The sequence below is a fragment of the Rhizobium sp. AG855 genome, assembly GCF_003610655.1.
GTDB lineage: Bacteria > Pseudomonadota > Alphaproteobacteria > Rhizobiales > Rhizobiaceae > Allorhizobium > Allorhizobium wuzhouense.
In genome coordinates this window covers 1554773-1580088 of record NZ_RAQG01000003.1, presented here as the reverse complement: position 1 = coordinate 1580088, position 25316 = coordinate 1554773, and the positions used below count along the sequence as shown (strand labels likewise).

21 protein-coding genes are annotated in these 25316 nt (G+C 61.7%); 9 read left to right on the top strand and 12 right to left on the bottom strand.

What is annotated here, in order from left to right:
* Window positions 1-24 precede the first annotated feature (24 nt).
* The 5 genes from DFO46_RS07620 (at window position 25) to DFO46_RS07600 (ending at window position 6278) form a co-directional block, all read left to right on the top strand.
* On the top strand, window positions 25-1098 hold the full coding sequence (locus DFO46_RS07620) for a BMP family ABC transporter substrate-binding protein (protein WP_110790432.1): 1074 nt from the start codon (window positions 25-27) through the stop codon (window positions 1096-1098).
* A 146-nt stretch (window positions 1099-1244) separates the two neighbouring features.
* Window positions 1245-1997 (top strand): FadR/GntR family transcriptional regulator, encoded by a 753-nt coding sequence (locus tag DFO46_RS07615; RefSeq protein ID WP_120276887.1) that lies wholly within the window; start codon window positions 1245-1247, stop codon window positions 1995-1997.
* 77 nt (window positions 1998-2074) lie between these two features.
* Entirely contained in the window at window positions 2075-3436 is a 1362-nt protein-coding gene (glmU, locus tag DFO46_RS07610) for a bifunctional UDP-N-acetylglucosamine diphosphorylase/glucosamine-1-phosphate N-acetyltransferase GlmU (RefSeq protein WP_120276886.1), read from the top strand.
* 137 nt (window positions 3437-3573) lie between these two features.
* Window positions 3574-5400, top strand: a complete 1827-nt coding sequence (glmS, locus tag DFO46_RS07605; protein WP_110790435.1) for a glutamine--fructose-6-phosphate transaminase (isomerizing) — start codon at window positions 3574-3576, stop codon at window positions 5398-5400.
* 143 nt (window positions 5401-5543) lie between these two features.
* Window positions 5544-6278 carry a DUF502 domain-containing protein gene (locus DFO46_RS07600; RefSeq protein WP_245422530.1) on the top strand — a complete coding sequence of 245 codons (735 nt, stop codon included), beginning with the start codon at window positions 5544-5546 and terminating at the stop codon, window positions 6276-6278.
* A gap of 17 nt (window positions 6279-6295) precedes the next feature.
* Here the strand turns inward: DFO46_RS07600 and recG are convergent, their stop codons facing one another.
* A complete protein-coding gene (gene recG / locus DFO46_RS07595) occupies window positions 6296-8401 on the bottom strand; it encodes an ATP-dependent DNA helicase RecG (protein WP_120276885.1) in 2106 nt (701 codons plus the stop codon).
* A gap of 96 nt (window positions 8402-8497) precedes the next feature.
* Between recG and DFO46_RS07590 the strand changes: the two genes are divergently transcribed.
* Together DFO46_RS07590 and mfd are read left to right on the top strand one after the other, a co-directional pair.
* Complete coding sequence (locus tag DFO46_RS07590) at window positions 8498-8812, top strand: succinate dehydrogenase assembly factor 2 (protein WP_120276884.1); 315 nt, start codon at window positions 8498-8500, stop codon at window positions 8810-8812.
* A gap of 3 nt (window positions 8813-8815) precedes the next feature.
* Window positions 8816-12325: a transcription-repair coupling factor gene (gene mfd / locus DFO46_RS07585; RefSeq protein WP_120276883.1), complete on the top strand. Its 3510-nt coding sequence runs from the start codon at window positions 8816-8818 to the stop codon at window positions 12323-12325.
* 30 nt (window positions 12326-12355) lie between these two features.
* Here mfd and DFO46_RS07580 read toward each other — a convergent pair whose 3' ends face one another.
* The 3 genes from DFO46_RS07580 to DFO46_RS07570 all read right to left on the bottom strand — a co-directional run bounded on the left by DFO46_RS07580 (window position 12356) and on the right by DFO46_RS07570 (window position 15879).
* Window positions 12356-13291: a DMT family transporter gene (locus tag DFO46_RS07580; protein ID WP_120276882.1), complete on the bottom strand. Its 936-nt coding sequence runs from the start codon at window positions 13289-13291 to the stop codon at window positions 12356-12358.
* Window positions 13292-13348: 57 nt separating this feature from the next.
* Window positions 13349-14020, bottom strand: coding sequence for a DsbA family oxidoreductase (locus DFO46_RS07575; RefSeq protein WP_110790440.1), 672 nt, complete (start codon window positions 14018-14020; stop codon window positions 13349-13351).
* Window positions 14021-14124: 104 nt separating this feature from the next.
* Window positions 14125-15879 (bottom strand): extracellular solute-binding protein, encoded by a 1755-nt coding sequence (locus tag DFO46_RS07570; RefSeq protein ID WP_183041928.1) that lies wholly within the window; start codon window positions 15877-15879, stop codon window positions 14125-14127.
* 335 nt (window positions 15880-16214) lie between these two features.
* Between DFO46_RS07570 and DFO46_RS07565 the strand changes: the two genes are divergently transcribed.
* Window positions 16215-16847: an invasion associated locus B family protein gene (locus DFO46_RS07565; protein ID WP_110790442.1), complete on the top strand. Its 633-nt coding sequence runs from the start codon at window positions 16215-16217 to the stop codon at window positions 16845-16847.
* 90 nt (window positions 16848-16937) lie between these two features.
* Here the strand turns inward: DFO46_RS07565 and hspQ are convergent, their stop codons facing one another.
* From hspQ to DFO46_RS07545, 4 genes are all read right to left on the bottom strand, one after another.
* Window positions 16938-17267: a heat shock protein HspQ gene (hspQ, locus tag DFO46_RS07560; protein ID WP_120276880.1), complete on the bottom strand. Its 330-nt coding sequence runs from the start codon at window positions 17265-17267 to the stop codon at window positions 16938-16940.
* A gap of 77 nt (window positions 17268-17344) precedes the next feature.
* Window positions 17345-18277 (bottom strand): DMT family transporter, encoded by a 933-nt coding sequence (locus tag DFO46_RS07555; RefSeq protein ID WP_120276879.1) that lies wholly within the window; start codon window positions 18275-18277, stop codon window positions 17345-17347.
* Between the two features lie 176 nt (window positions 18278-18453).
* Window positions 18454-19863, bottom strand: a complete 1410-nt coding sequence (gene glnA, locus DFO46_RS07550) for a type I glutamate--ammonia ligase (protein ID WP_110790445.1) — start codon at window positions 19861-19863, stop codon at window positions 18454-18456.
* A 62-nt stretch (window positions 19864-19925) separates the two neighbouring features.
* Window positions 19926-20264 carry a P-II family nitrogen regulator gene (locus DFO46_RS07545; RefSeq protein WP_006727717.1) on the bottom strand — a complete coding sequence of 113 codons (339 nt, stop codon included), beginning with the start codon at window positions 20262-20264 and terminating at the stop codon, window positions 19926-19928.
* A 350-nt stretch (window positions 20265-20614) separates the two neighbouring features.
* Between DFO46_RS07545 and DFO46_RS07540 the strand changes: the two genes are divergently transcribed.
* The gene (locus DFO46_RS07540) at window positions 20615-22093 is read left to right on the top strand and encodes an NAD(P)H-hydrate dehydratase (RefSeq protein WP_245422529.1); all 1479 of its coding nucleotides are present in this window, start codon (window positions 20615-20617) and stop codon (window positions 22091-22093) included.
* A 26-nt stretch (window positions 22094-22119) separates the two neighbouring features.
* On the opposite strand, the gene DFO46_RS07535 is transcribed toward DFO46_RS07540, so the two are convergent.
* The 4 genes from DFO46_RS07535 to DFO46_RS07520 all read right to left on the bottom strand — a co-directional run bounded on the left by DFO46_RS07535 (window position 22120) and on the right by DFO46_RS07520 (window position 25313).
* A complete protein-coding gene (locus DFO46_RS07535) occupies window positions 22120-23781 on the bottom strand; it encodes a Na/Pi cotransporter family protein (RefSeq protein WP_120278176.1) in 1662 nt (553 codons plus the stop codon).
* A 151-nt stretch (window positions 23782-23932) separates the two neighbouring features.
* Window positions 23933-24736, bottom strand: coding sequence for a DUF72 domain-containing protein (locus DFO46_RS07530; RefSeq protein ID WP_120276877.1), 804 nt, complete (start codon window positions 24734-24736; stop codon window positions 23933-23935).
* Window positions 24733-24990 (bottom strand): hypothetical protein, encoded by a 258-nt coding sequence (locus DFO46_RS07525; RefSeq protein ID WP_110790448.1) that lies wholly within the window; start codon window positions 24988-24990, stop codon window positions 24733-24735. The genes DFO46_RS07530 and DFO46_RS07525 overlap by 4 nt, the downstream gene beginning before the upstream one ends.
* Window positions 24987-25313, bottom strand: coding sequence for a DUF4258 domain-containing protein (locus DFO46_RS07520; protein ID WP_120276876.1), 327 nt, complete (start codon window positions 25311-25313; stop codon window positions 24987-24989). The genes DFO46_RS07525 and DFO46_RS07520 overlap by 4 nt, the downstream gene beginning before the upstream one ends.
* Between the last annotated feature and the right edge of the window lie 3 nt (window positions 25314-25316).

The following is a 25316-nucleotide window of genomic DNA, read 5'->3' as shown; positions in this document are numbered from 1 at the left end:
AACCTAACCATACAGGGGTACACTATGAAGAACTTCCTCTTCGCGCTTGCTGCATCTGCAGCCGCCATTGTCGGCGTCGCGGCGCCGGCAGCCGCTCAGGACAAGACCAAGATCTGCTTCGTCTATGTCGGCTCGAAGACCGACGGCGGTTGGACGCAGGCCCACGAACTCGGCCGCACCACGCTGCAGGAGCATTTCGGCGACAAGATCGAAACGCCTTATCTTGAAAACGTTCCGGAAGGCCCGGATGCCGAACGCGCCATCGAGCGCATGGCCCGCTCCGGCTGCGCCGTCGTCTTCACGACCTCCTTCGGCTTCATGGACGCCACCCTGAAAGTCGCCGAAAAATTCCCGGACGTGAAGTTCGAGCATGCCACCGGCTACAAGACCCTGCCGAACGTCGCGACCTACAACTCGCGCTTCTATGAAGGCCGCTTCATCAACGGTCAGATCGCCGGCAAGATGTCGAAGAACGGCGTTGCCGGTTACATCGCCTCCTTCCCGATCCCGGAAGTCGTCGGCGGCATCAACGCGTTCCTGCACGGCGCCCGCACCGTGAACCCTGAGTTCAAGCTGAAGGTCATCTGGGTCAACACCTGGTTCGACCCCGGCAAGGAAGCCGACGCCGCCAAGGCTCTGATCGACCAGGGCGTCGACGTTTTGACCCAGCACACCGACACGACGGCACCGATGCAGGTTGCCGAAGAACGCGGCATCAAGGCCTTCGGTCAGGCCTCCGACATGATTGCGGCAGGCCCGAAGGCCCAGTTGAGCTCGATCGTCGACACCTGGGGCGCGTATTACATCAAGCGCACCCAGGCGATCCTCGACGGCACCTGGACCTCCCAGCAGACCTTCGACGGCCTGAAGGACGGCATCCTGACCATGGCGCCGTACACCAACATGCCGGATGACGTGAAGGCGATGGCGATGGAGACGGAAGCCAAGATCAAGTCCGGCGAATTGAAGCCGTTCTCTGGCCCGATCAACAAGCAGGACGGCACGCCGTGGTTGAAGGAAGGTGAATCCGCTGATGACGGCACCATTCTCGGCATGAATTTCTACATTGAAGGCGTCGACGACAAGCTTCCGCAGTAAACGAATATCGTCATATCTGTCTGGGAAGGGGCGCTTCGGCGCCCTTTCTTGTTTCTGCGTCAAAATGGAACAAATGAATCGCAAACACTCTTCACCGTTATAGAACCTTCGTATAAGAGCCGCAAAGAATGCTGGAGGTGCCGGTTATGCGTAGGGATGAAGTTCGCGATCTGAAGGCTGCCACGCTGCTGCGGACAAGCCATTCCAAAGTGGTCGATCAAATGGGCCACGCCATCGTGTCAGGCGCTTACGCGGTCGGCGAAACCCTGCCGGGGGATAGTGAACTGGAGGAGCGGTTCGACGTGTCGCGCTCCGTGCTGCGCGAAGCGATGAAGACGCTGACAGCCAAGGGTCTCGTCGTGGCAAAGTCACGGGTGGGAACCCGCGTGACGGAGAAGTGTCACTGGAACCTGCTCGACGAAGACGTTCTGCACTGGCATTTTCGCGCCGGAGTGAGCGCCGAATTCCTCAACCACCTCTATGATGTGCGCCTCGTGCTTGAACCGGCGGCGGCGGCTTTGGCGGCAACCAATGCTTCCGCCGAGGATTGCGGCGAGCTGCGCCACTATGCGAACGCCTTGGGTGCTTCCAACCTGTCCTACCGCCAGCAGGTGGAGGCTGATCTGAAGTTTCACGTTCTGATGTTCATTGTCAGTGCCAATCCGTTCATGGAAAGCATGATCGGATTCATCAAGACCTCGCTGGATGGTGCCTTCACGCTGGCCTATAGCCAACATGGCAATCACCCGCGCGATGGAATCGCGCTCTCGCATCTGGCGATCGTCGATGCCATCGAACGGAAGGATTCCACGGGTGCCTGCGACGCCATGCGCCACGTGATCGAACTCGGTCGACAGAGCGCGATTGCCGCCCTCAGCAGGCCCTCCGCCCAGGGCTGAACACGCGGCGATTAAGGCTTGCGGGTGCAGGATCGGGGCGCTACTGAAAATGCGCCGTCATTCCCCTGGAGTAAACCATGACCCGTCAATGCCTTGCCGTCGTCCTCGCCGCTGGTGACAGTACCCGCATGAAATCGTCGATGTCCAAGGTTTTGCATCCGGTCGCTGGCCGCCCGATGATTGCCCATGTGATGGCGTCGATCGCTGCGTCCGGCGTCTCCGACGTCGTACTCGTCCTTGGACGGGATGCGGAGAAAGTGGCAGCGGCTGGCAAGCTCGACGGCATGGCTGTTGACAGCGTGCTTCAGACGGAACGGCTCGGAACGGGCCACGCGGTGCTCACCGCACGCGAGGCGATTTCTCGCGGTTATGACGACATCCTGGTGGCCTATGGCGATGTCCCCCTGATCACAGCGGCACCACTGAAAGCCGCGCGCGAGGCGCTTGCGGCCGGAGCCGATGTCGTTGTCATCGGCTTCCACACGGATAATCCCACCGGTTATGGCCGGCTTCTGGTTGAGAATGGCGAACTTGTCGCGATCCGCGAGGAAAAGGACGCGACGGATGCCGAGCGTGCCGTCACATGGTGCAACAGCGGGCTGATGGCGATCAATGGCAAGAAGGCGCTCGATTATCTGAAACGCATCGGCAATGCCAATGCCAAGGGTGAGTACTACCTGACGGATGTCGTCGAGATCGCCCGTGCCGACGGTGGCCGCGTCGTGGCCGTCGATGCGCCGGAAAGCGAGCTGACCGGCTGCAACAACCGCGCCGAACTCGCTGTCCTGGAGCGCATCTGGCAGGAGCGGCGGCGCCACGAACTCATGGTGTCGGGTGTCACGATGATCGCTCCCGAAACCGTCTTTCTCAGCCACGACACGGTGATCGGTCAGGATGCCTTGATCGAGCCCAATGTCGTCTTTGGCCTTGGCGTCACCGTCGAGGGCGGCGCTGTGATCCATGCCTTCTCGCATCTCGAAGGCGCCCATGTCGCGGCCGGCGCGACGGTGGGACCGTTCGCCCGTCTGCGCCCGGGGGCCAATCTTGCGGAAGGCGCCAAGGTCGGCAATTTCTGCGAAGTGAAGAAGGCAGACATCGGCAAGGGCGCAAAAGTCAACCATCTGACCTATATCGGCGATGCGACTGTTGGCGCCGAGACCAATATCGGTGCCGGCACGATCACTTGCAACTACGACGGCGTCAACAAGCATGAGACGATCATCGGGGCAGGGGCGTTTATCGGCTCCAACTCCTCGCTTGTCGCTCCCGTCACCATCGGCGATGGCGCGCTGATCGCATCCGGTAGCGTGATTACCGAAGACGTGCCAGCAGACGCTTTGGCCTTTGGTCGTGCTCGCCAGGAGCTCAAGCCAGGCCGCGCAAAAGCCATTCGCGAGCGCAATCTTGCGATCAAGGCTGCGAAGAAAAGCGCCCAGTAAAACAGCAACGGCTAACCTCACGACTCGTTATGCTGCGTTGCATTACGGGACGAAATGCAATTTGACCTGTGGCCTGATTGCCTATTGCGGCAAAACCGCTAGGGAAAAAGCCGTAAGAATTCGGAACGGAGAATTTCATGTGCGGCATTGTTGGCATCGTCGGTAACAAGCCCGTGGCCGAGCGTCTCGTCGACGCCTTGAAGCGGCTCGAATATCGCGGCTATGATTCCGCCGGTGTCGCCACGATCCATGACGGCAAGCTCGATCGCCGTCGCGCCGAAGGCAAGCTGTTCAATCTCGAAACGAAGCTCGCCGGAGATCCGCTGCCCGGCAATATCGGCATCGCCCACACCCGCTGGGCAACCCACGGCATTCCCAACGAAACCAATGCCCATCCGCATTTCGTCGAGGGTGTTGCCGTCGTCCATAATGGCATCATTGAGAATTTCTCCGAAATCAAGGACGAACTTTCCGCCGAAGGCGCGGTCTTCTCGACCCAGACCGACACGGAAGTTGTGGCCCAGCTCCTGGCAAAATACCGTCGTGATGGACTGGGCCGCCGCGAAGCCATGCACAAGATGCTGCAGCACGTGACGGGTGCCTATGCACTGGCCGTGGTCTTCAACGACGATCCCTCGACCATCATGGCAGCCCGCTCCGGCCCGCCGCTCGCCATCGGTTATGGCGACGACGAAATGTTCTTGGGCTCAGACGCGATCGCGCTTTCGCCCTTTACCAACCGCATCGCCTATCTGCATGACGGTGACTGGGCGATCCTCGGCAAGCAGGGTGCCCATGTCTTCGATCTCGACGGCAACCCCGTCGACCGTCCGATCCAGATCTCCTCGGCCAGCGCCTACATGATCGACAAGGGCAACCATCGTCATTTCATGGAGAAGGAGATTTACGAGCAGCCCGAGGTCATCTCTCATTCTCTGTCGCATTATGTCGATCTGGCCGAGCATACGGTGCGCCCGATGGAGGGGGGCATCGACTTTGCCTCGGTGAGCGGCCTTGCGATCTCCGCTTGCGGCACCGCCTATCTTGCCGGCCTCGTCGGCAAATACTGGTTCGAGCGTTATGCCCGCCTGCCAGTCGAAATCGATGTGGCCTCGGAATTCCGTTACCGTGAAATGCCGCTGCGGCCGGATCAGGCTGCCCTCTTCATCTCCCAGTCCGGCGAAACCGCCGATACGCTGGCGTCGCTGCGCTATTGCCGTGACAACGGCCTGAAGATCGGCGCCGTGGTCAATGTCAAGGAATCGACCATCGCCCGCGAGTCGGATGCGATTTTCCCCATCCTCGCCGGTCCCGAAATCGGCGTCGCCTCGACCAAGGCCTTCACCTGCCAGCTCGCCGTACTCGCGTCTCTCGCCGTTGCCGCCGGTCGCGCCCGCGGCACACTGACGGAGGTCGAGGAAAAGCAACTGGTGAAGAGCCTGTCCGAGATGCCGCGCATCATGAGCCAGGTGCTGAACGCTGTTCAGCCACAGGTCGAGGCCCTGTCGCGCGATCTGTCGAAATTCAAGGACGTGCTCTATCTCGGCCGTGGCACGAGCTATCCGCTGGCACTGGAAGGGGCGTTGAAGCTCAAGGAAATCTCCTACATCCACGCCGAAGGTTATGCCGCCGGTGAGCTGAAGCATGGACCGATTGCCCTGATCGACGAAAACATGCCGGTCATCGTGATCGCACCCTTCGACCGTTTCTTCGAAAAGACCGTGTCGAATATGCAGGAAGTGGCAGCGCGGGGCGGCCGGATCATCTTCATCACCGACACCAAAGGCGCGGCGGCCTCCAAGCTCGAGACCATGGCAACGATCGTGCTGCCAGACGTGGCCGAGATCATCTCGCCCATGGTCTATTCGATTCCGATCCAGCTGCTCGCCTATCATACGGCGGTCTTCATGGGCACGGACGTCGACCAGCCCCGCAATCTGGCCAAATCGGTCACAGTTGAGTGAGGCAACGGGTGATGTGAGGCGCGAACCGTGCGGACTGCGGCGGTTCGGTGCCACTCATCCCAGATCTAGCTATTGCACGACCCGGTCGGCTCGGTCATTGTCGCGCCTATCGACGCATTCCCGCATCGCACAATGACGGTTCCATGAGCGATATCTCGGACAAGATCTCGATGGCGACCCGGCTCAGGAACAACTTCCTGACCGGCCTGATCATCTGCGCGCCAATGGCCATCACCATCTATCTGACCTGGACCTTCATCCACTGGGCCGACAGCTGGGTGAAGCCCTATATCCCGGATCGCTACAACCCGGAATCCTACCTGAAGTTTGCAGTCCCCGGCACCGGTTTGTTGATTGCGCTTCTCTTCATCACCCTGGTCGGCTTTCTCGGCCGCAACCTGATCGGCCGCTCGATCGTCCGTTACAGCGAAAACATCCTCAACCGCATGCCGCTGGTGCGCACCGTCTACAAGAGCACCAAACAGATATTCGAGACGGTGCTGAAGGAGCAGGGCACGTCCTTCAAGAAGGTGGGCCTGATCGAGTTTCCGCGCGCCGGCACCTGGGCACTGGTCTTCATTTCCTCCGATGCCAAGGGCGAGATCGCCGTCAAGCTCAACCAGAATGGCGAGGAAATGGTCGCCGTCTTCCTGGCGCCGACGCCGGTCCCGACCGCTGGTTTCCTGATGTTCGTGCCGCGCAGCAAGCTGATGCTGCTCGACATGAGCCCGGAAGAGGGTGTGAAGCTGTTGATCTCTGCCGGCCTTGTAACGCCCGACTACAAACCGGCCGAGCCGGCAGCCGTCATGCAGGCTCTGGTCGAGGGCGCGGTGAACGAGCCCACGCTCTCCGAAGATCGCATCGCCCGACGTCAGTAATCGACCTTGAGGGACCGTCAGCCTGCATGCAGGAAACGGATAGCCTCGTCGCGGCGATGCAGATAGAGCAGCGTGCGCACCGCCTCTCCACGTTCGGAGGTCAGTTCGGGATCCCGATCCAGCAGATAGGCCGCATCCTTGCGGGCAATCTCCAGCAGGTCGCCATGATGCTCCAGACTGGCGATCTTGAACCCAGGCGTGCCGGACTGCCGCGTCCCCAGCAATTCCCCTTCGCCGCGCAGTTTCAGATCCTCCTCGGCGATCAGGAAACCGTCCTCCGAATCGCGCAGGATCGACAGCCGCGCCTTGCCGGTTTCGCCAAGCGGCCCCTTGTAGAGGAGGATGCAGCTTGATGCCTCGTCGCCACGCCCGACACGGCCGCGCAATTGGTGCAACTGCGCCAGTCCGAAACGCTCGGCATGTTCGATCACCATGATCGTCGCATCCGGCACATCGACGCCGACCTCGACGACGGTGGTCGCCACCAGTAACCGCGTCTCACCATTCTTGAAGGCGAGCATGGCCGCATCCTTTTCCGGTCCAGCCATGCGCCCATGCACCAGCCCGATCGGCGCCTTGATGAATTGCGCCAGCACCGCCTGCCGCTCTTCCGCCGACATCAGCTCGCTTTCTTCCGTCTCCTCCACCAGCGGGCAAATCCAGTAGGCCTTCTTGCCCTCGGCAATGGCGGATCGCAGCCGCTCGATGACATCGGGCACCCGCTCGGTGGGTACCGTCACCGTCTGGATCGGCTTGCGGCCGGCCGGCTTCTCGGTGAGCTTGGAGACGTCCATGTCGCCGAAGGCGGCCAGCACCAGCGTGCGCGGGATCGGCGTAGCCGTCATGACAAGCATATGCGGCGAGATGCCCTTGGAGGTCAGTCTGAGGCGCTGATGCACGCCGAAGCGATGCTGCTCGTCGACCACGGCCAGCGTCAGGTTCCTGTAGGTCACCGTGTCCTGGAACAGCGCATGGGTGCCGATGACGATCTGTGCCTCGCCGGAAGCGATGCGCTCCAGGATTGCCTCGCGCTCCTTGCCCTTGGTCCGCCCGGTCAGAACCTCGATCCTGAGACCGGCGGGCGCGCCGAGTTTCAAGATTGTCGCATGATGCTGCCGCGCCAGAATTTCCGTCGGCGCCATCAGGACCGCCTGTCCGCCGGCTTCCACGGCCGCCGCCATGGCAAACAGCGCCACCAGCGTCTTGCCGGCACCGACATCGCCCTGAACCAGCCGCAGCATGCGCTGGTCAGACGCCATGTCCTTCAGGATCTCCTCGATCGCCACCACCTGGCTGTTGGTCGGCGTGAAGGGCAGGGCAGCGCGGATCTTGCCGCTGAGTTCCCCGGTCGGCTTGATTGGCACGCCCGGCACCCGCCGCAACTTCTGCCGCACCAGCGCGAGCGACACCTGACCGGCGAGAAATTCGTCATAGGCAAGACGTCTTCGCGCCGGAGCCTGGGGATCGATGTCCTTCTCGTCGCGCGGATTGTGGAGCGCGACGAGGCTGTCGCGAACGCCGGCGAAGCCTTGTTTTGTCACAAGCGCGGGATCTGCCCATTCCGCAAGCTCCGGCATCTTCTCGACGGCGGCTTCGACCGCCTTGCGCAGCACCTTGGGTCCGAGCCCCGCCGTCAGCGGATAGACCGGCTCGACCAGCGGCAGGTTCTCCGCCTCGCTCGCCTTCACCATCAGATCGGGATGCACCATCGAGGGCCGACCGTTGAACCAGTCGACCTTGCCCGACACCATCACGGTCTCGTCGACCGGCAGGGCCTTTTCCAGCCAGTTGCCCTTGACCCGGAAGAAGGTGAGCGCCAGTTCCCCGGTCTCGTCATGCAGCATCACGCGATAGGGCATGTTGCTCTTGCCGTTCGGCGGTGGCAGGTGTCGGTCGACGCGGCCGGTGATCGTGACCAGCGCGCCCTGTTGCGCATAGGCGATGCCCGGCTGATGGCGTCGGTCGATCAGCCGGTGCGGCGCGAGAAACAAGAGGTCCACCACCCGCGCATCCTCCGCATCCTCGCGCCCGAGCAGGGTCGCAAGCAACTGGGCAAGCTTGGGGCCGACTCCGGTGAGGGACGCGACGGAGGCAAAGAGGGGATCGAGCAAGTGAGGGCGCATGATGCGGGCAAAATGCCTCGGGAATTGCACCCTTGGCAAGCTGACAATTGCGAAAGCCTGCTCTATAGAGGCGCGAAGACCTGGAAGGATCTACTGATGACTGGACTGGTGAGAAGCAGTGCCGACCTCGATGCGCGCCGGCGGCGTATCCTGTTCCGTGCCTGGCATCGCGGCATCCGCGAAATGGATCTGATGCTCGGCCAGTTCTGCGAGGCCGAGATCGGGCAGCTCACCGACGAGCAGCTCGACGAACTCGAGCACATCATGGCCGAGGAGGATAACGATCTCGTCCGCTACATTACCGGCGCCGAAACGGTGCCGCCCCATCTCCAGACGCCGCTGTTCGAACGCATTGCCGCCCTCCGGCCGGATTTTTCGCCGGTCACGGGTGACGAAACCTTCGCAAAGTAACCGATGATGTCCCTGATCGATGTAAAGCGGATTGTCGACGCCCAATCCGCGCTGACGCTCTCCCATGTGCCCGACGGCATGGATGCCTTCATCCTTGCCGAACTCGCGCGCGAGGGCCGGCCTGTTGCCTATGTCGTCTCCGACGGGCAGCGGCTGCAGAACCTCGAACAGACACTCAGCTTTGCCGCCCCCGACATTCCGGTCATGAGCCTGCCGGCCTGGGACTGTCTGCCATATGACCGCGTCTCGCCCTCGGCCGACGTGTCCGCCCGCCGGCTGTCAGCGCTGTCGGGGCTGATTTCGCTCACCCACAAGCCGCATCCAGCCATCGTTCTGGTCACCGTCAATGCGATGCTGCAGAAGTTGGCGCCTGCCGAGACAATCGAGAGCCTGGGATTTTCGGCACGCCCCGGTAATCAGGTCCGTATGGACGACATTGCCCTGCGCCTGGAACAGAACGGCTTCGACCGCGTCGCGACCGTGCGCGAGGTCGGCGAATTCGCCGTCCGGGGCGGCATTCTGGATGTCTTCGTGCCCGGTTCGGAAGAACCCGTTCGTCTCGATTTCTTCGGTGATACGCTCGAAAGCATCCGCTCTTTCGATCCGGCGAGCCAGCGCACCATCGGTCAGGTTCGCTCTCTCGATCTCAACCCGATGAGCGAGGTGACGCTGACGCCGGAGACCATCAGCCGTTTCCGGAAGAACTACCTCTCGCTGTTCGGCGCTGCGACCCGCGACGACGCGCTCTATGCGGCCGTTTCCGAAGGGCGCCGCTATGCCGGCATGGAGCACTGGTTGCCGCTCTTTCATGATCGGCTGGAGACGGTCTTCGACTATCTGCGCGGCTTCCGTATGGTCATCGACCATACCGTACGTGAAGCGGCCGAAGAGCGCGCCAAACTGATCCGCGACTACTACGAGGCGCGCCTCAATTCTGCGACGCCGGGCAAGGGCCATCTCTCCCAGGGCACGCCCTACAAGCCGGTTCCGCCGGAGCGGCTCTATCTCGGCGCCGGTGAATTCGGCAAGACGCTCGACGCTTTTGATCCGATCCGCATCACGCCCTTTGCCGAGCACGGCGGCGAAAGCCGGATTGTGATCGAGATCGATGCGCGGCCAACGCCGCGCTGGGCAAAGTCTGCCAACGAAGCCAGCGAGGAAGGCAATCGCACCAACGTCTTCGGCCAGGCCGTCACTTATATCGCCGACAAGCGCGCCGCTGGCGCCAAGGTGGTGGTCTCCGGCTGGTCGGAAGGCTCGCTCGACCGCTTGCTGCAGGTACTTGCCGAACACGGCCTCGAAAAGCTGGTGCCGGTCGCGGCTCTGAAGGATGTCGACAAGCTGAAGAAGGGGGAGGCAGGCACCGCCGTCCTCAGTCTCGAAGGCGGCTTCGAGGCCGGCAATCTCGTTGTCATCGGTGAACAGGACATTCTCGGCGATCGCATGGTCCGCCGCTCCAAGCGCCGCAAGCGCGCCGCCGATTTCATCTCCGAGGTCGCCGGCATCGACGAAGGTTCGATCGTCGTCCATGCCGAACACGGCATCGGCCGCTTTGTCGGCCTGCGCACCATTGAAGCAGCAGGCGCCCCGCATGCCTGCCTCGAACTGCGCTATGCCGACGACGCCAAGCTCTTCCTGCCGGTCGAAAACATCGATCTGCTCTCGCGTTACGGCGGCGAGGCGACCGAGGTCCAGCTCGACAAGCTGGGCGGCGGCGCCTGGCAGATGCGCAAGGCGAAGCTCAAGAAGCGCCTGCTCGATATGGCGGGTGCCCTGATCCGCATCGCTGCCGAACGTATGACCCGGTCTGCCCCTGTCCTCACCACCCAGGAAGGCCTCTACGACGAATTCGCCGCTCGTTTCCCCTATGACGAGACGGAAGACCAGGAAACGGCGATCGAATCCGTCCGCTCCGACCTCGGCGCCGGCCGGCCCATGGACCGCCTCGTCTGCGGCGACGTCGGATTCGGCAAGACGGAAGTGGCGCTGCGCGCCGCCTTCATCGCCGCGATGAACGGCATCCAGGTGGCAGTGGTCGTGCCCACCACACTGCTCGCCCGCCAGCATTTCAAGACCTTCTCAGAACGCTTCCGTGGCCTGCCGATCCGAATCCAGCAGGCCTCGCGCCTCGTTGGGACGAAGGAGCTGAACCTCGTCAAGAAGGAGGTCGCCGAAGGCAAGACCGATATCGTCGTCGGCACGCATGCGCTGCTCGGCTCCGGGGTCAACTTTGCCAATCTGGGTCTGCTGATCATCGACGAGGAGCAGCATTTTGGCGTCAAGCACAAGGAACGGCTGAAGGAGCTGAAGTCGGACGTCCACGTCCTGACGCTTTCGGCAACCCCGATCCCGCGGACCCTGCAGCTCGCCATGACCGGTGTGCGCGAACTCTCGCTGATCACCACGCCACCGGTCGACCGCATGGCGGTCCGCACCTTCATCTCGCCGTTTGATCCATTGGTCATCCGCGAAACGCTGATGCGAGAACATTATCGCGGCGGCCAGAGCTTTTACGTCTGCCCTCGTCTGTCAGACCTCGCCGACATCAAGAGTTTCCTCGATGAAAACGTGCCGGAACTGAAGGTCGCTGTCGCCCATGGCCAGATGGCCGCCGGTGAGCTCGAAGACATCATGAACGCCTTCTATGAAGGCCGCTACGACGTGCTGCTCTCCACCACGATCGTGGAATCGGGTCTCGATGTACCGACAGCCAACACGCTCATCGTCCACCGCGCCGACATGTTCGGGCTCGCCCAGCTCTACCAGATCCGCGGCCGCGTCGGCCGCTCTAAGGTGCGCGCCTTCGCGCTGCTCACGCTGCCGGTCAACAAGGTGCTGACGGCAGGTGCCGAGCGGCGTCTCAAGGTCCTGCAGTCGCTCGACACGCTCGGCGCCGGCTTCCAGCTCGCAAGCCATGACCTCGATATCCGCGGTGCGGGCAATCTTCTCGGCGAGGAGCAGTCAGGTCATATCAAGGAAGTCGGCTTCGAGCTCTATCAGCAGATGCTGGAAGAGGCGGTCGCCGAGGTGAAGGGTGTCGATGAGGTCCACGACACCGGCTGGTCCCCGCAGATCCAGGTCGGCACATCGGTGATGATCCCGGATGATTACGTCCCCGACCTGCACTTGCGCCTCGGTCTCTATCGTCGCCTCGGCGAGATCACCGAATTGAACGAGATCGATGCCTTCGGCGCCGAGATGATCGACCGCTTCGGCCCCATGCCGATCGAGGTCCAGCATCTGTTGAAGGTCGTCTACATCAAGGCGCTCTGCCGCAGAGCCAATGTCGAAAAGCTGGAAGCCGGCCCCAAGGGCGTCGTCGTCCAGTTCCGCGGCAAACAGTTCCCCAATCCGGCAGCGCTGGTCGGCTATATCGCCAAGCAGGGCACGATGGCGAAGATCCGGCCCGACCACTCGGTGTTCCTGACCCGCGACCTGCCGACACCGGAAAAGCGGCTGTCAGGCGCGGCCGTGGTCATGACGCAGCTGGCGGAACTGGCAAAGGCAGGGTGAGGCGAGGGCGGGCACTCCGGCCTGTTCACACTAGCTCTCGGACTGTTCCGGCTTGATTGCCAGCGCCGCATCCGTCTTGCCGGCCACCGGCGGCGGGAGGGCCACACCGCGCTTACGCTCTCTCGTCAGCGTCAATAGCCCCGATCCCACAATCAGCGCGATGCCGATCGCCATTGGCGAATCGACCTTGTCGCCGAAGACGAGGTAACCCAGCAGGATCGCCCAGAGCATCTGGCTGTACTGGATCGGCCCGACGATCGGGGCAGGTGCATAAAACGAAGCCAGCATCATGAACACATTGCCGACGGCCTGAAACAGACCGAAGGCGGCGAGCAGCATCAGGTCATAGCCGTCGGGCGCCTGGAAGTCTGGCAATGAAAATGCCGCACAGATGATCACGCTGCCGAGCAGGCCGGCGCCATAGAGCGAGATATTCCGCTCTTGCGGGCCCATGGCACGGAAGATGATGATTGTGATGGCGCCGGCAAAGCCCGAGATCAGCGCTGCCAGATGTCCGATTTGCAGCTCGCGAAAGCCCGGTCTGAGGACAACGAGCACGCCGAGGAAGCCGATCAGCACGGCCGCCCAGCGCTTGATACCCACCTGCTCCTTGAGGAAGATCACCGACATGATCGTCGCGAAACTCGGGAGCAGGAAGATCAGGCAGAAGGCTTCCGCCATCGAAAGCTGGGTAAAGGCGACGATGCTGCCGACCGTGCCGACGGCCGAGCAGACGAAGCGCAGGCCCCACAGAGGCCAGTTGGTGCTGCGCACCAGATCCGTATAGCGGTCGCCGCGCTTCATCAGGAAGGGGATGGCGAGGAAGCCGAACAGGCTGCCAATGAAACCGGCCTCGAAGGGCGGCACACGTCCCTCGACGAGCTTCACCGAGGCGTCGCTGAAGGAATAGGCGGCAAAACAGATGAAGGCGAGCAGGACGCCTTTGAAGGTCGTGTCTGAAGACAAGATGCTGATCCCGGGGAGGAGGTTACCTCACCGGGATAGTTGTGTTCGCCCACAGCGTCAATTCAGATTGCGCAGCGCCTCGGCTTTCGCCTTGGCGATTTCGCGCAGCGCATTGGCGAGTTCCGCCGGCGGTTGGGCGCCGCTCACAGCATATTGCTGGTCGAAGATGAAGAAGGGCACGCCATTGACGCCCATCTGCTTGGCGGCCTCGACTTCCGACAGCACGTGGCTCACGTCCGCATCGCCGGCCAGCAGCGATTCGATCACCGGGCGTGACAGCCCGGCTTCGGTTGCGATGTCGAGGAGCACCGCCGGGTCGCCGACATTCCGGCCCTGCTCGAAATTGGCCTTGAACAGAAGGTCGACGACGCGCCCCTGCGTCTCGCGGCTTTCCTGGCCGGCCCAGTGGATCAGCCGGTGCGCATCGAGCGTGTTCGGGCCGATCTTGATCGCATCGAAATCGAACTGGATGCCGACCTCGGCACCAAGCGCGCGCAGCTGCGCATGACCACGATCCATGTTCTCCTTGCCGCCCAGCTTCTTGGCGAGTTCGACCTGCTGGTCGACACCCTCGGGCGGGTAGTCGGGGTTAAGCTGATAAGGGCGCCAGTTGATGTCGACGCTCACTTCGTCCTGAACCTCCGCCAGCGCCAGTTCCAGTCGCGCCTTGCCGAGATAACACCAGGGGCAGACAACGTCCGATACGAGGTCGATGGTGATGCGGTCCATGATGTCTTCCTTCCTGGGGCGAGGCTCGGCTGTGATCCGTCACTTAAATCAAAACGGGCCGGGAACAAGCCCCCGACCCGTGAAACGCTTTGTCGCTGCGCTGTTTACTGCACCCGTGCGTCAAACCAGGTCGGACGCTGATAGCCGTAGAGCGGAACAGCCTCGGGCCGGCCGATATGCTTCCAGCGCGCCACCCATTGTTCGCCCAGGTGATAGAGCGGCACGACATAGTGGCCGGCGACCAGCAGGCGGTCATAGGCACGAACAGCCGCCTGAAAATCCTCGGGCTCACGCGCCTGCAGCAGGGCCTCGATCATCCGGTCGATATCGGGATCGGCAACGCCGGCATAATTGAAGCTGCCTGGAGCATCCCTTGATTCGGAACCCCAGCGATTGACCTGCTCGGCACCCGGCGAGAGCGACGAGGTATAGGACTTGATGATCATGTCGTAGTCGAAACTGTTCGACCGCGCCTGATACTGGGCGTCGTCGACCGTGCGGATGCCCATGTCGATGCCGATCAGCTTCAGCGTCCGCTGGAAGGCGAGCGCCATCTTCTCCTGGCCTTCGTTCTGGGTCATCACCTCGAAGGCAAGCGGTTTGCCGGCGGAATCCAGCATCTTGCCACCCTGGATCTTGTAGCCCGCTTCGGCAAACAGCTTCACCGCCTTGGACAGCGCTTTCCGGTCGCCGCCGGAGCCGTCCGTGGCCGATTGCGTGTAGGTCCCAGCGAGAATCTCCGGCGACAGCTTATCCTTGGCGGGCCCGAGCAATGCCAGTTCCTTGTCATCCGCGGCATTGCCATAGGCGCCGAGCGCGGAATTCTGCCAATAGCTCTGCGTGCGTGTGAAGGCGCCGTTGTAGAGCGTCTTGTTCAGCCATTCGAAGTCGAAGGCCGTGCTGATCGCCTCGCGTACCTTGCCATCGGCAAAGATCGGCCGGCGCGTGTTGAAGACGAAGCCGAGCATGCCCGAGGGCAGGCCGGGTTTGAAACTTTCCTTGATCACATCGCCCTCCGTCACAGCCGGGAAATCGTAAGCCCGCTGCCAGTGATTGGAATCGCCTTCCGGATAGATGTCGATATCGCCTTTCTTGAAGGCCTCGAACAGCGTCGCTTCCTGAAGGAAGTATGTGACGGTGATCTCGTCATAATTGTCGAAGCCGATCTTGGACGGAATATCCTTGCCCCAGTAGTCAGGATCACGCACCCACGTGACCTTCTCGCCCGGCTTCAGCTCCTTGACCTTGTAGGGACCCGATCCGACCGGGATCGCCAGCCCTGCCTGCTCGAAGGTCGCAGCATCGATCGCATGTTTGGGCAGGATCGGTGTCGAGGACGCAAAGATCAGCGGCGTTTCGCGGTTCGCCTTCTCGTTGAAGGTAAACTTGATTCCGTGCTCGCCGACCTTTTCCATCTTCTCGACCGAAGCCAGACGCGAGTTGAACGGAGGACGTCCCTTGTCGCGCAGAAGTTCGAAGCTGAAGATCACGTCCTCGGGCGTGACCGGTTGACCATCGTTCCAATGCGCCTTCGGATTGAGGTTGAACTGCACATAGGTCCGGTCGGCATCCCATTCGACGCTTTCAGCGAGCAACCCGTAGAGCGTGAACGGCTCGTCTGCCGAGCGGGTCATCAAGGTCTCGTAGAGGAGGTTGCCGAATTCTGGGTCCCAGACGCCCCGGGCCGTGGTGCGCATTCCCTTCAAAACAAAGGGGTTCATCGCGTCGAACGTTCCGACGACGCCGTAATTGACCTTGCCGCCTTTCTTCACACCCGGCTGGACATAGGGCAAAGCCGGCGCGTCATCTGTGATCGCGGGCTTGCCGTGCATCGCAATGCCGTGCACCGGTTCGGCCATGGAATCGGAGGTGGCGAAGGTCGCAAGCGGCAGGAAAAGCAGGCTAAACAGCAGTCGACGCAAGGTGACGATCCTCCCGGATATGGAATCTCAAAGGTGGGGGAGGCTACCACAGTCACCACAAATCCAACACATGCCCATGTGAATTAGACGGGCGTCGAATCGCGGCCGAGCAAAGAAAAGCTGGATATTCCGGCCGCCGCGATGTAACACGATGGCCGGATCGCCAGGCCATGCATTTGCCTCATTTGGACGACAGGTGAGCGACAAGCACGATCGGTGAATGACGCGGCATAAAGTCCGCGCGACAGGGGTTTTCAGGAGACGGAATACGAATGATGTTCACACTTAACAACGCCACGCGGACGGCTCTGTCTGCACTCGCACTGTCCTTCGCGGCTGCAGCCATGCCGGCTGCAGCCCAGGCTCAGGATGCGGCGGCTCAGGCCCCGGCCAAATGGTTCAAGACCTGCTCCAAGCAGGAAGAATCGGATATTTGCGTCGTCCAGAACCAGCTCGTTGCCGCCAATGGCCAGCTGATCACCGCCGTTGGCCTCATCACGGTCGAGGGCAAGGTCAACCGCAAGCTGCTGCAGGTGACGGTTCCGTCGGCGCGTCTCATCCCGCCGGGCGTCCTGATGCAGATCGACGATGCCAAGGGCACCAAGCTCGATTACGCAGTCTGCCTGCCGGACCGCTGCACCGCCGAAATCCCGCTGACGGACGCGATCATCGCGAGCCTGAAGAAGGGTGGCAACGTGGTCTTCACCTCGATCAACTTCCGCCGCGCGCCAAACCCGATCAAGATCCCGCTGGAAGGCTTCACCGGCGCCTTCGATGGCGAGGCGATGTCGCAGTCGCAGGCCGAAGAGCGTCAGCGCATGCTGCAGGAAGCCATGCAGAAGAAGCAGGAAGAGCGTAACAAGGCGATCACCGACGCCCAGAACGCCGCCAAGCAGGGCAACTGATCATTTTCTGATCGTCGATCGGATAAAAAAGCGCCCGCGTCGAACCGACGCGGGCGCTTTCGTTTGGGGTGCTGCGGTATCACGCCTGAGTTAGTGGGCGTAGTTCATCCGGGGCTTGTAACGACCGGTCTGCTGCGGCTCGAAGATCTGCTGGATCTGCGGATTGCGCAGCGGCTCCTCGCTTTCATCCGTCTCCAGATTCTGCTCGGAGACATAGGCCACATATTCGGTCTCGGCGTTTTCCGCGAGAAGATGATAGAAGGGCTGATCCTTGGCGGGCCGAACTTCGGCCGGGATTGCATTCCACCATTCCTCGGAATTGGCAAATTCCGGATCTACATCGAAGATGACGCCGCGGAACGGAAAGACCTTGTGCCGGACGACATCCCCGATACCAAATTTAGCGCTTCGTTGTTTCATGGCTTTATTTCCTTTCCCTCATTTATTTGGGAAGAAGCCCCCGCGAAATCAAGGCATGCAGTTTCCATGCCGATTATTCAGGCCCTCCTTTTCGGAGCCGTGGCCAGAACCAGACCTGCCGTGACCGTCACGATGCCGACAGCGTGGCAGCGCTCGAATGTCTCGCCAAGGAAGGTGACCGCCATCAGGATCGACATAGGCGGCATCAGGTAGAGCGTCATGCCGGCAATACGCGGACCGAAGACATGCACCGCATGCTGGAAGCAGTAGAAGGCCGCGAGCGAGGCAAAGAGGATGATGCCGCCCAGCATGGCGAAATCCTTGGGCGTATCCGGCAACAGTCCACCGGACACGATCTCGATGAGCCCCGGCGGTACGAGCACGATCGCACCTGAGAGCGCCAGCAGTCCGAACAGCGGCAACGGCGGCATGGCACGAATGCTGGGGCGGCGCAAAAGGATAGAATAGATCGCGAAGGAGATGGCGGCCGCCAGTATCGCAAGGTCGCCGAGATTGAAGCGCAGATGCAGGATGGCCGAAAGGTCGCCTTTAAGCACGATGGTGGCGACACCGGCAAAGGCGATCACCATGCCGGCGATCTCCCGTACGCTGATCCTGCGTCCCCAGAACAGCCATTCAAGCAGGATGATGAACAGCGACGACGTCGTGTAGATCAGCGTCGCATTGGAGGCCGTCGTCAGTGTCAGTGCCCAGTAGACGCCGCCACCACAGATCCCCATGCCGAGAATGCCGAGCACCAGCCAGAGCAGCGTGTGGCGTCGCACGAAGGTGATGCAGTGCTGCCGGTGATGCCAGACGATCGGCGACATGATCAGCGCCGATCCGGCCCAGCGGATCAGCGCCGTGGTGAAGGGCCCCATCTCGCCGGTAATCCCGCGCCCGAAGATCAGGTTGGACGAGAAGAACACCGGCGCCAGCAGGAACAGCATCCAGTCGAGAAGGCGCGGCGAGGGGGCATGGATCGGAGCTGGCTTCGTATCAGGGGTCATTGCGGCAGGTGGGCCTTCAAAAGCAGGCGGGGCGCAGGCTGCGTCGCGCGAAGGCCCTCACGCTATCGACCGGCCGGCCTCACCGAAAGCGCCTCTTTGGCGTTCCGGTACGCCAACAACGAAAAACGCCGGCGGATGTACCGCCGGCGCATTTTTGGCTGTCGGATCGTTGCCGATCAAACGGAGTAGTACATGTCGTATTCGACCGGATGCGGGGTCATCTCGAAGCGCATGACTTCCTGCATCTTCAGGTCGATGAACGAATCGATCTGGTCGTCGTCGAAGACGCCGCCGGCGGTCAGGAACTTGCGATCCTTGTCCAGGCTTTCGAGTGCTTCGCGCAGCGAACCGCAGACGGTCGGGATCTTCTTCAGCTCCTTCGGCGGCAGGTCGTAAAGATCCTTGTCCATGGCCTTGCCCGGATGGATCTTGTTCTTGATGCCGTCGAGGCCGGCCATCAGCATCGCGGCAAAGCCGAGATAGGGGTTGGCCGTCGGGTCCGGGAAGCGGATTTCGACGCGCTTGGCCTTCGGGTTCGAGCCGAAGGGAATGCGGCACGAGGCCGAGCGGTTACGGGCCGAATAGGCGAGCAGAACCGGTGCTTCATAACCCGGAACCAGACGTTTGTAGGAGTTGGTCGACGGGTTGGTGAAGGCGTTGATCGCCTTGGCATGCTTGATGATGCCGCCGATATAGTAGAGGCAGCTTTCCGACAGGCCGGCATATTCGTCACCGGCGAACGACGGCTTGCCGTCCTTCCAGATCGACATATGCACATGCATGCCCGAACCGTTGTCGCCGAAGATCGGCTTCGGCATGAAGGTGGCCGTCTTGCCATAGGCATTGGCGACCTGGTGCACGACATACTTGTAGATCTGCATCTTGTCGGCGTTGCGCACCAGCGTGTCGAACTTGATGCCGAGCTCGTGCTGGGCAGCCGCCACCTCGTGGTGGTGCTTTTCGACGACGACGCCCATTTCCGAAAGCACCGTCAGCATTTCCGAGCGCATGTCCTGGCAGCTGTCGATCGGCGGAACCGGGAAGTAGCCACCCTTGACGCGCGGGCGATGGCCCAGATTGCCGGTCTCGTAGTCGGTGTCGTCATTCGACGGAAGTTCGGTCGAGTCGAGCTTGAATCCGGTATTGTACGGATCGGCCTTGTATTTGACGTCGTCGAAGATGAAGAATTCCGCTTCCGGGCCGACGAAGATGGTGTCGCCGATGCCGGATGCCTTCAGATAGGCTTCTGCCTTCTTTGCGGTGCCGCGCGGGTCACGGTTATAGGCTTCGCCCGAAACCGGATCGAGGATGTCGCAGAGAATGACCATGGTCGACTGGGCGAAGAAGGGGTCCATATGGACGGTCGCCGGGTCTGGCATCAGCACCATGTCGGACTCGTTGATGGCCTTCCAGCCGCCGATCGAAGAGCCGTCGAACATCACGCCGTCGGCGAACATGTCCTCGTCGACGCAGGCGATGTCCATGGTGACATGCTGCAGCTTGCCCTTCGGGTCGGTGAAGCGCAGGTCGACGAATTTGACGTCGTTGTCCTTGATCTGTTTCAGAATATCGTTTGCGGTCGTCATGTTGTTTTCTTCCTCGCAAGAGCTGACGATATGAACCCGGCCTCCCTAGGTGCCGGGTCTGGCTAGATGGCGTCGATGCCGGTCTCGCCGGTCCGGATACGGACCACTTCCTCGACGTTGGAGACGAAGATCTTGCCGTCTCCGATGCGGCCAGTCTGGGCCGCGTTGCGGATGGCGTCGATCACCGCTTCCACGTTTTCGTCCGCCAGCACCACTTCGACCTTCACCTTCGGCAGGAAGTCAACCACGTATTCCGCGCCGCGATAGAGCTCGGTGTGGCCCTTCTGGCGACCGAAACCCTTGGCTTCCGTCACGGTGATACCCTGCAGGCCGACTTCCTGAAGGGCTTCCTTCACTTCGTCGAGCTTGAAAGGCTTTATGATCGCTTCGATCTTTTTCATGAGAAAATTTCTCTCCGCTTCCCTCAATGAACAGGATGAGCCCCGTTCGCCGGATTGAATGCATGGAACGTGCCAGTCTTTCGCCAAAAAACCGCAAAATTCCTCGCTTCGCCCATCCGGCGGCCCAAATCTCTGTCAATTCCGCCTGAAAAGCCAGCCCAGCCGTGTGAAAATATGGATTTTCGCCGATCTTTTTTCAGAATGGCCGGGTGCGCTAAGTCCTTGCCGCCGATCCGCAATTCGCGCCCGTGGTGGCTATCAAATAAGCAAATGAATATTATTAAGGCATACGCATATGCACAAAATCGTGCCTGTTTGAATTTTTCCGGATTTCTGATCTAAGTTTGCCCATGATCCCCGCGAAACACTCCCTCTTGTTGACACCCATTGCCATGGCTCGCGTGGATGCGGCCGCAGCCGCAACTGGGCAGGACAGCTTCGGACTGATGCTTCGGGCGGGCGAGGCGGTCGCGGCGGCGGCACTCCGCCTCTACCCGCAGGCCATGCGTTATGTCGTCTTGTGCGGGCCAGGCAACAATGGCGGCGATGGGTATGTCTGCGCAGAGGCGCTGGCACGCTCAGGCACAGCCATTGCCGTCTTTCACTTCGGCGACCCCTCAAGATTGAGAGGGGATGCGGCGGTGGCCCGTGCTGCCTATTCTGGTGTCTCGCAGGATATCGCCAACTATCTCCCAGCCGACGGGGATGTCGTCATAGACGCCTTGTTCGGTGCCGGGCTGGCACGCGACGTGCCCTCAGAGGTCGCCGAGGTAATCCATCGCGTGAGCAGCGCCCGGATTGCTGTGATCGCCGTCGACCTGCCGTCGGGCCTCGACGGGGCGACAGGGCAGGTGCGCGGCGCCGCATTCCGTGCCGCCCGTACGGTCACCTTCATGGCGCGCAAACCTGGGCATGTTCTGCTGCCGGGGCGCGACCTGTGCGGAGAGGTCGAAGTTTTTGACATCGGCATTCCCTGGCGCCAGGTCGCGGCCGAGGCCGGCCCGCTTTGCGTCAACGGCGCGGCTCTCTGGCAGGACCGTCATCGCGCACTGGACGCAGCCGACCACAAATACCGGCGCGGCCATCTCACGGTCTTCTCCGGGCCGGATATCGCAACCGGTGCGGCCCGCCTCAGCGCCATGGCCGGACTGAAGGCCGGGGCAGGGCTTGTCACCATGGCCTCGCCCGCAGCCGCCATCGCGGCCAATGCCGTTCATCTGACCGCCATCATGCTGGCGCGGCTCGACACGGCAGATGACCTTGAGGCCTATCTGCAGGATCCGCGCCGCCAGAACTTCGTGCTTGGCCCCGGCTTCGGTGATCCCGAAAGGGCACGCGACTTTGCACTCCGTCTCGGCCATGCCGGTCGATGCCTAGTCCTCGACGCCGACGGCATCACCGCCTTCCGGGAGCAGCGCGACAGGCTTGCCGCCGCCTTCGATGGCAAGGCAACCCGGCTGGTCGTGACGCCGCATGAAGGGGAATTCGCACGGCTCTTCCCGGAAATCGCGAAAGACGCAACCGCAGGCAAACCGGACAAGGCTCTGGCCGCAGCATCCCCTCTCGGCGGGGTGGTCGTCTACAAAGGTGCCGACACGGTCATTGCCGCCCCGGATGGCCGTGCGGCAATCGAGGAGCACGCGCCCCCGACCCTTGCCACCGCCGGTTCCGGTGATGTGCTGGCCGGGATCATCGGCGCACTGATGACCCAGGGGCTGCCGGCATTCGAGGCGGCTTGTGCCGGCGTGTATCTGCATGGTCAGGCGGCGCTGCGCGCTGGCCGGGGATTGACGGCAGAAGATCTGGCGCGTGCAGTCCTGCCCCTCTGATCCGGCTCCGAATAAGGGGATTTTCCCTAAAGCTCGGCCGGCTGCACCAGGCGGCTCCGCCGCAACAGACCTTCGCCCTCGAGCAGCGGATAGCCGATCGAGACGAAGAGCGAGTTGATCTCCTTGAGATCGCGCATCGTGTCGATATGCAGCGAACTGGAATCGAAGCTCGCCGCATTACCCTGGCGCAGCCTCTGCAGATGCTTCTCCTCGCTCGCCTTGACGAGATTGCGGATTGCTTCCTTGCGCGCCACCAGCTGGCGGGCATGCTCGACATCACGGGTGACCAGGAGATTGAAGGCGAGGTGGGCGTTCTGCAGCACCTCGTGGTGCATCGCGCAAAGTTCCGCCCAGCCTTCGGCCGAGAAGGAGGCCTTGCGTTCGCTCTTCTTGCGTGCTCGCGTCAGCATGTTCTGCGAGATGATGTCGGCGGCCTGTTCGATCTTGATCGTCGCGCCGAGCAGGTTCTGGCATTGCGCGGCGGACGTTTGGTCGAGCGCCGTTTCCGATATCTTCGCCAGATAGAATTTGATGTCGCGATGGATCGCGTCGATCTGGTCGTCCAGCGTTTCGATCCGCTGGGTCTTTTTGGGATCCCAGTGCTCGAACAGCTCGAAAATGCCGTTCAGCATGATCTCCGTCTTGTCGCAGACCGTCAGCACTTCGCGGGTCGCATTGCTGATCGCTTGTGTGGGATTGCCGAGATCGCTCGGGTTCAGCGCCGAGAGCCGATCGTCATTGGCGGCAGGCCCCTGGCTCACCGAGACGAAGCGTTCCAGCATGGTCGCCACCACCCCGGCAAACGGCAAGCCCAGCACGAGCACGGCGCCGTTCATCGCCAGATGCACCAGCACCACGGCTTCGCCGGGATGCGCCGAAAACAGCGAGGGGCTGGCCACCACCGCGAACTGCAGTGCCAGCGCCAGCAGGGTCATCAAGCCCCGGATAACCACATTGCCGAGCGGCACCACGCGCGTCAGCGGATCGGAAGCCTTGGTCAGCAGGGCGGCGATCACGGCCGCGCCGAAATTGATGCCAAGCACCAGCGGAATGATCAGCGCATCCGGGATTAGATGCTGGTCAGCCAGGGAAGCGGTCAACAGCACGGCTGCCACGCTCGAATGGAAGGCCCAGGCGAGCAGGGCGGCCAGCAGGAAAGCACTGATCCAGTCACCGGCGAGATAGTTGAACAGCACGGGCAGGATCTGGCTCTCACGCAGCGGCGCAGACGCTTCGCCGATAAGCCGCAGCGACAGCAGCAGAAGCCCGAGGCCGAACAGGATGCGGCCAAGCTGGCGCCAGTGCCGCGCATTCGTGGCGCGAAAGGCGACCGTGCCGGCAAGAAGCAGAATTGGCATGAGCAGCGACAGGTCGTAGCGCAGGATCCGCACGACAAAGGCCGAACCGAAATCCGCGCCCAGCAGCGTCGCGATCCCGATCGCGGAGGTGACGTAACCGGCGGCCGTAAACGACGCGACGATCAGCGCAACCGCCGTCGCGCTCTGCAACGCCACGGCAAACAGAAAACCGGCAAGGGCTGCCGAAAAACGATTGCCGATGGCAAGCCGGAGCTTGTCCTTCAACACGCCGCCATATGCGCGTTCGATTCCAGTGCGCACCAGGCGGGTTGCCCAGAGCAGCAGCGCGACGGCGCCCGCGAGGTGGATGAAGACGGCGATACCCGACATGGCTTTGCCCCGAACCCGAAACGTCTGGACGCGCACGTCCAAAAGCGGGAGCATGCCGGCCAGATCGCGGTCGTGACCGCGACTCTGCGACCGAGCCTAGTCCAGTTTCGCCAATGTCACAAATTGACGGATGCCAGCAATCGGCTGGAGCTCACCCGACGCGCTTCTGCAGCGCCATTGCACCCTTCGGTGCATTCACCTTTCCGCCGGAAATGAAGAAGGCAAAGACATCGCGCGGCGTCTTGGCCGCTGGAGCATCCTTGGCGACCAAGGGCAGATCGTCGGGCACGCCGCCCGCAGCATAGGTCTTGAACCGCTCGCCCCAGTGGTCGATCTCCTTGGGTGGATAGCAGGTTGGCGTCTCGTCGGCTCCCTTCTGCAGGCGGGCATAGACGAAATCAGCGGTCGCATCCGCAAACATCGGGTAATCGTGATGGTCGGCGCAGACCGCCGCAACCTCGTGCCGCCGCAGCATCTCGATGAACTCGGGCACGAGGAAACTCTCATGCCGGGGCTCGACGACGTGACGGAGCGGCAGCCCATTGAGCGTCTTCGGCAAAAGGCCGAGGAACGCCTCGAAATCATCAGCATCGAATTTCTTCGTACCCATGAACTGCCAGAGGATCGGCCCCAGATGGGAGCCGAGTTCCTCGATACCCTGGTGCAGGAATTTCTCCACCGACGGCCCGGCCTCAGCCAGAATCTTCCTGTTGGTGCAGAAGCGGCTGGCCTTGAGGGAAAAGACGAAATCATCGGGCACTTCGGAGGCCCATTTGGCAAAGGTCGCCGGCTTCTGGCTCGAATAATAGGTGCCGTTCACCTCAATCGCCGTCAACTGACGGCTCGCATATTCCAGCTGCCGCTTCTTCGCCAGATCGGAGGGGTAAAAACTGTCATCCCAGGGATCGAAGGTCCATCCCCCGATGCCGCAGCGGATCGTGCCGGATTTGGTCATGGTTTCAATTCATCCTGTTCTGTTTCACCGAAACCTGTCGCCTGGCTGAGATCTTGAAGCACCAACCGGTAGACCCGTCCTTCACGGGCGGCAGCTGGCAGGTCCCCACGTCGTAACGCCTCTCTTGCGCGGTCTAGTTTCCGGATATCGTCAAGACCAACAGAGGGACCCCAAGACCCGGCAACGTCATCCAGAGCAACTGACACCTCAACAGCGAGATCCCCCTCCCGGACCATTTGCAACGTCGTCGTCATTTCACAATCCTCCGCGAGAAATGATCCGTCCATCGACTGGGATCAGGACGATAGGCCGTCACCAAGACGGCAGGCTCTTGCGCTGCTGCAGGAAGGCCCCAAACCAGATGGATCGGCATTCCATTTTCATCGATCTGCAAGACGAGTACCGCAGGTCCTTTGAAGTAATCAGGGTAATCTTGGACCAGCACAGCTCCAGAAATTCCGTCAATCAGCGGCTCAATCAAAATACCATCATTGACCAGCTTCTGTAACGCATGAGCGGAAACCCTTAGCTTCTTGTCGCCGATCAGGCGGACAATTCGCTGAAGTGTTCCGCTCATATC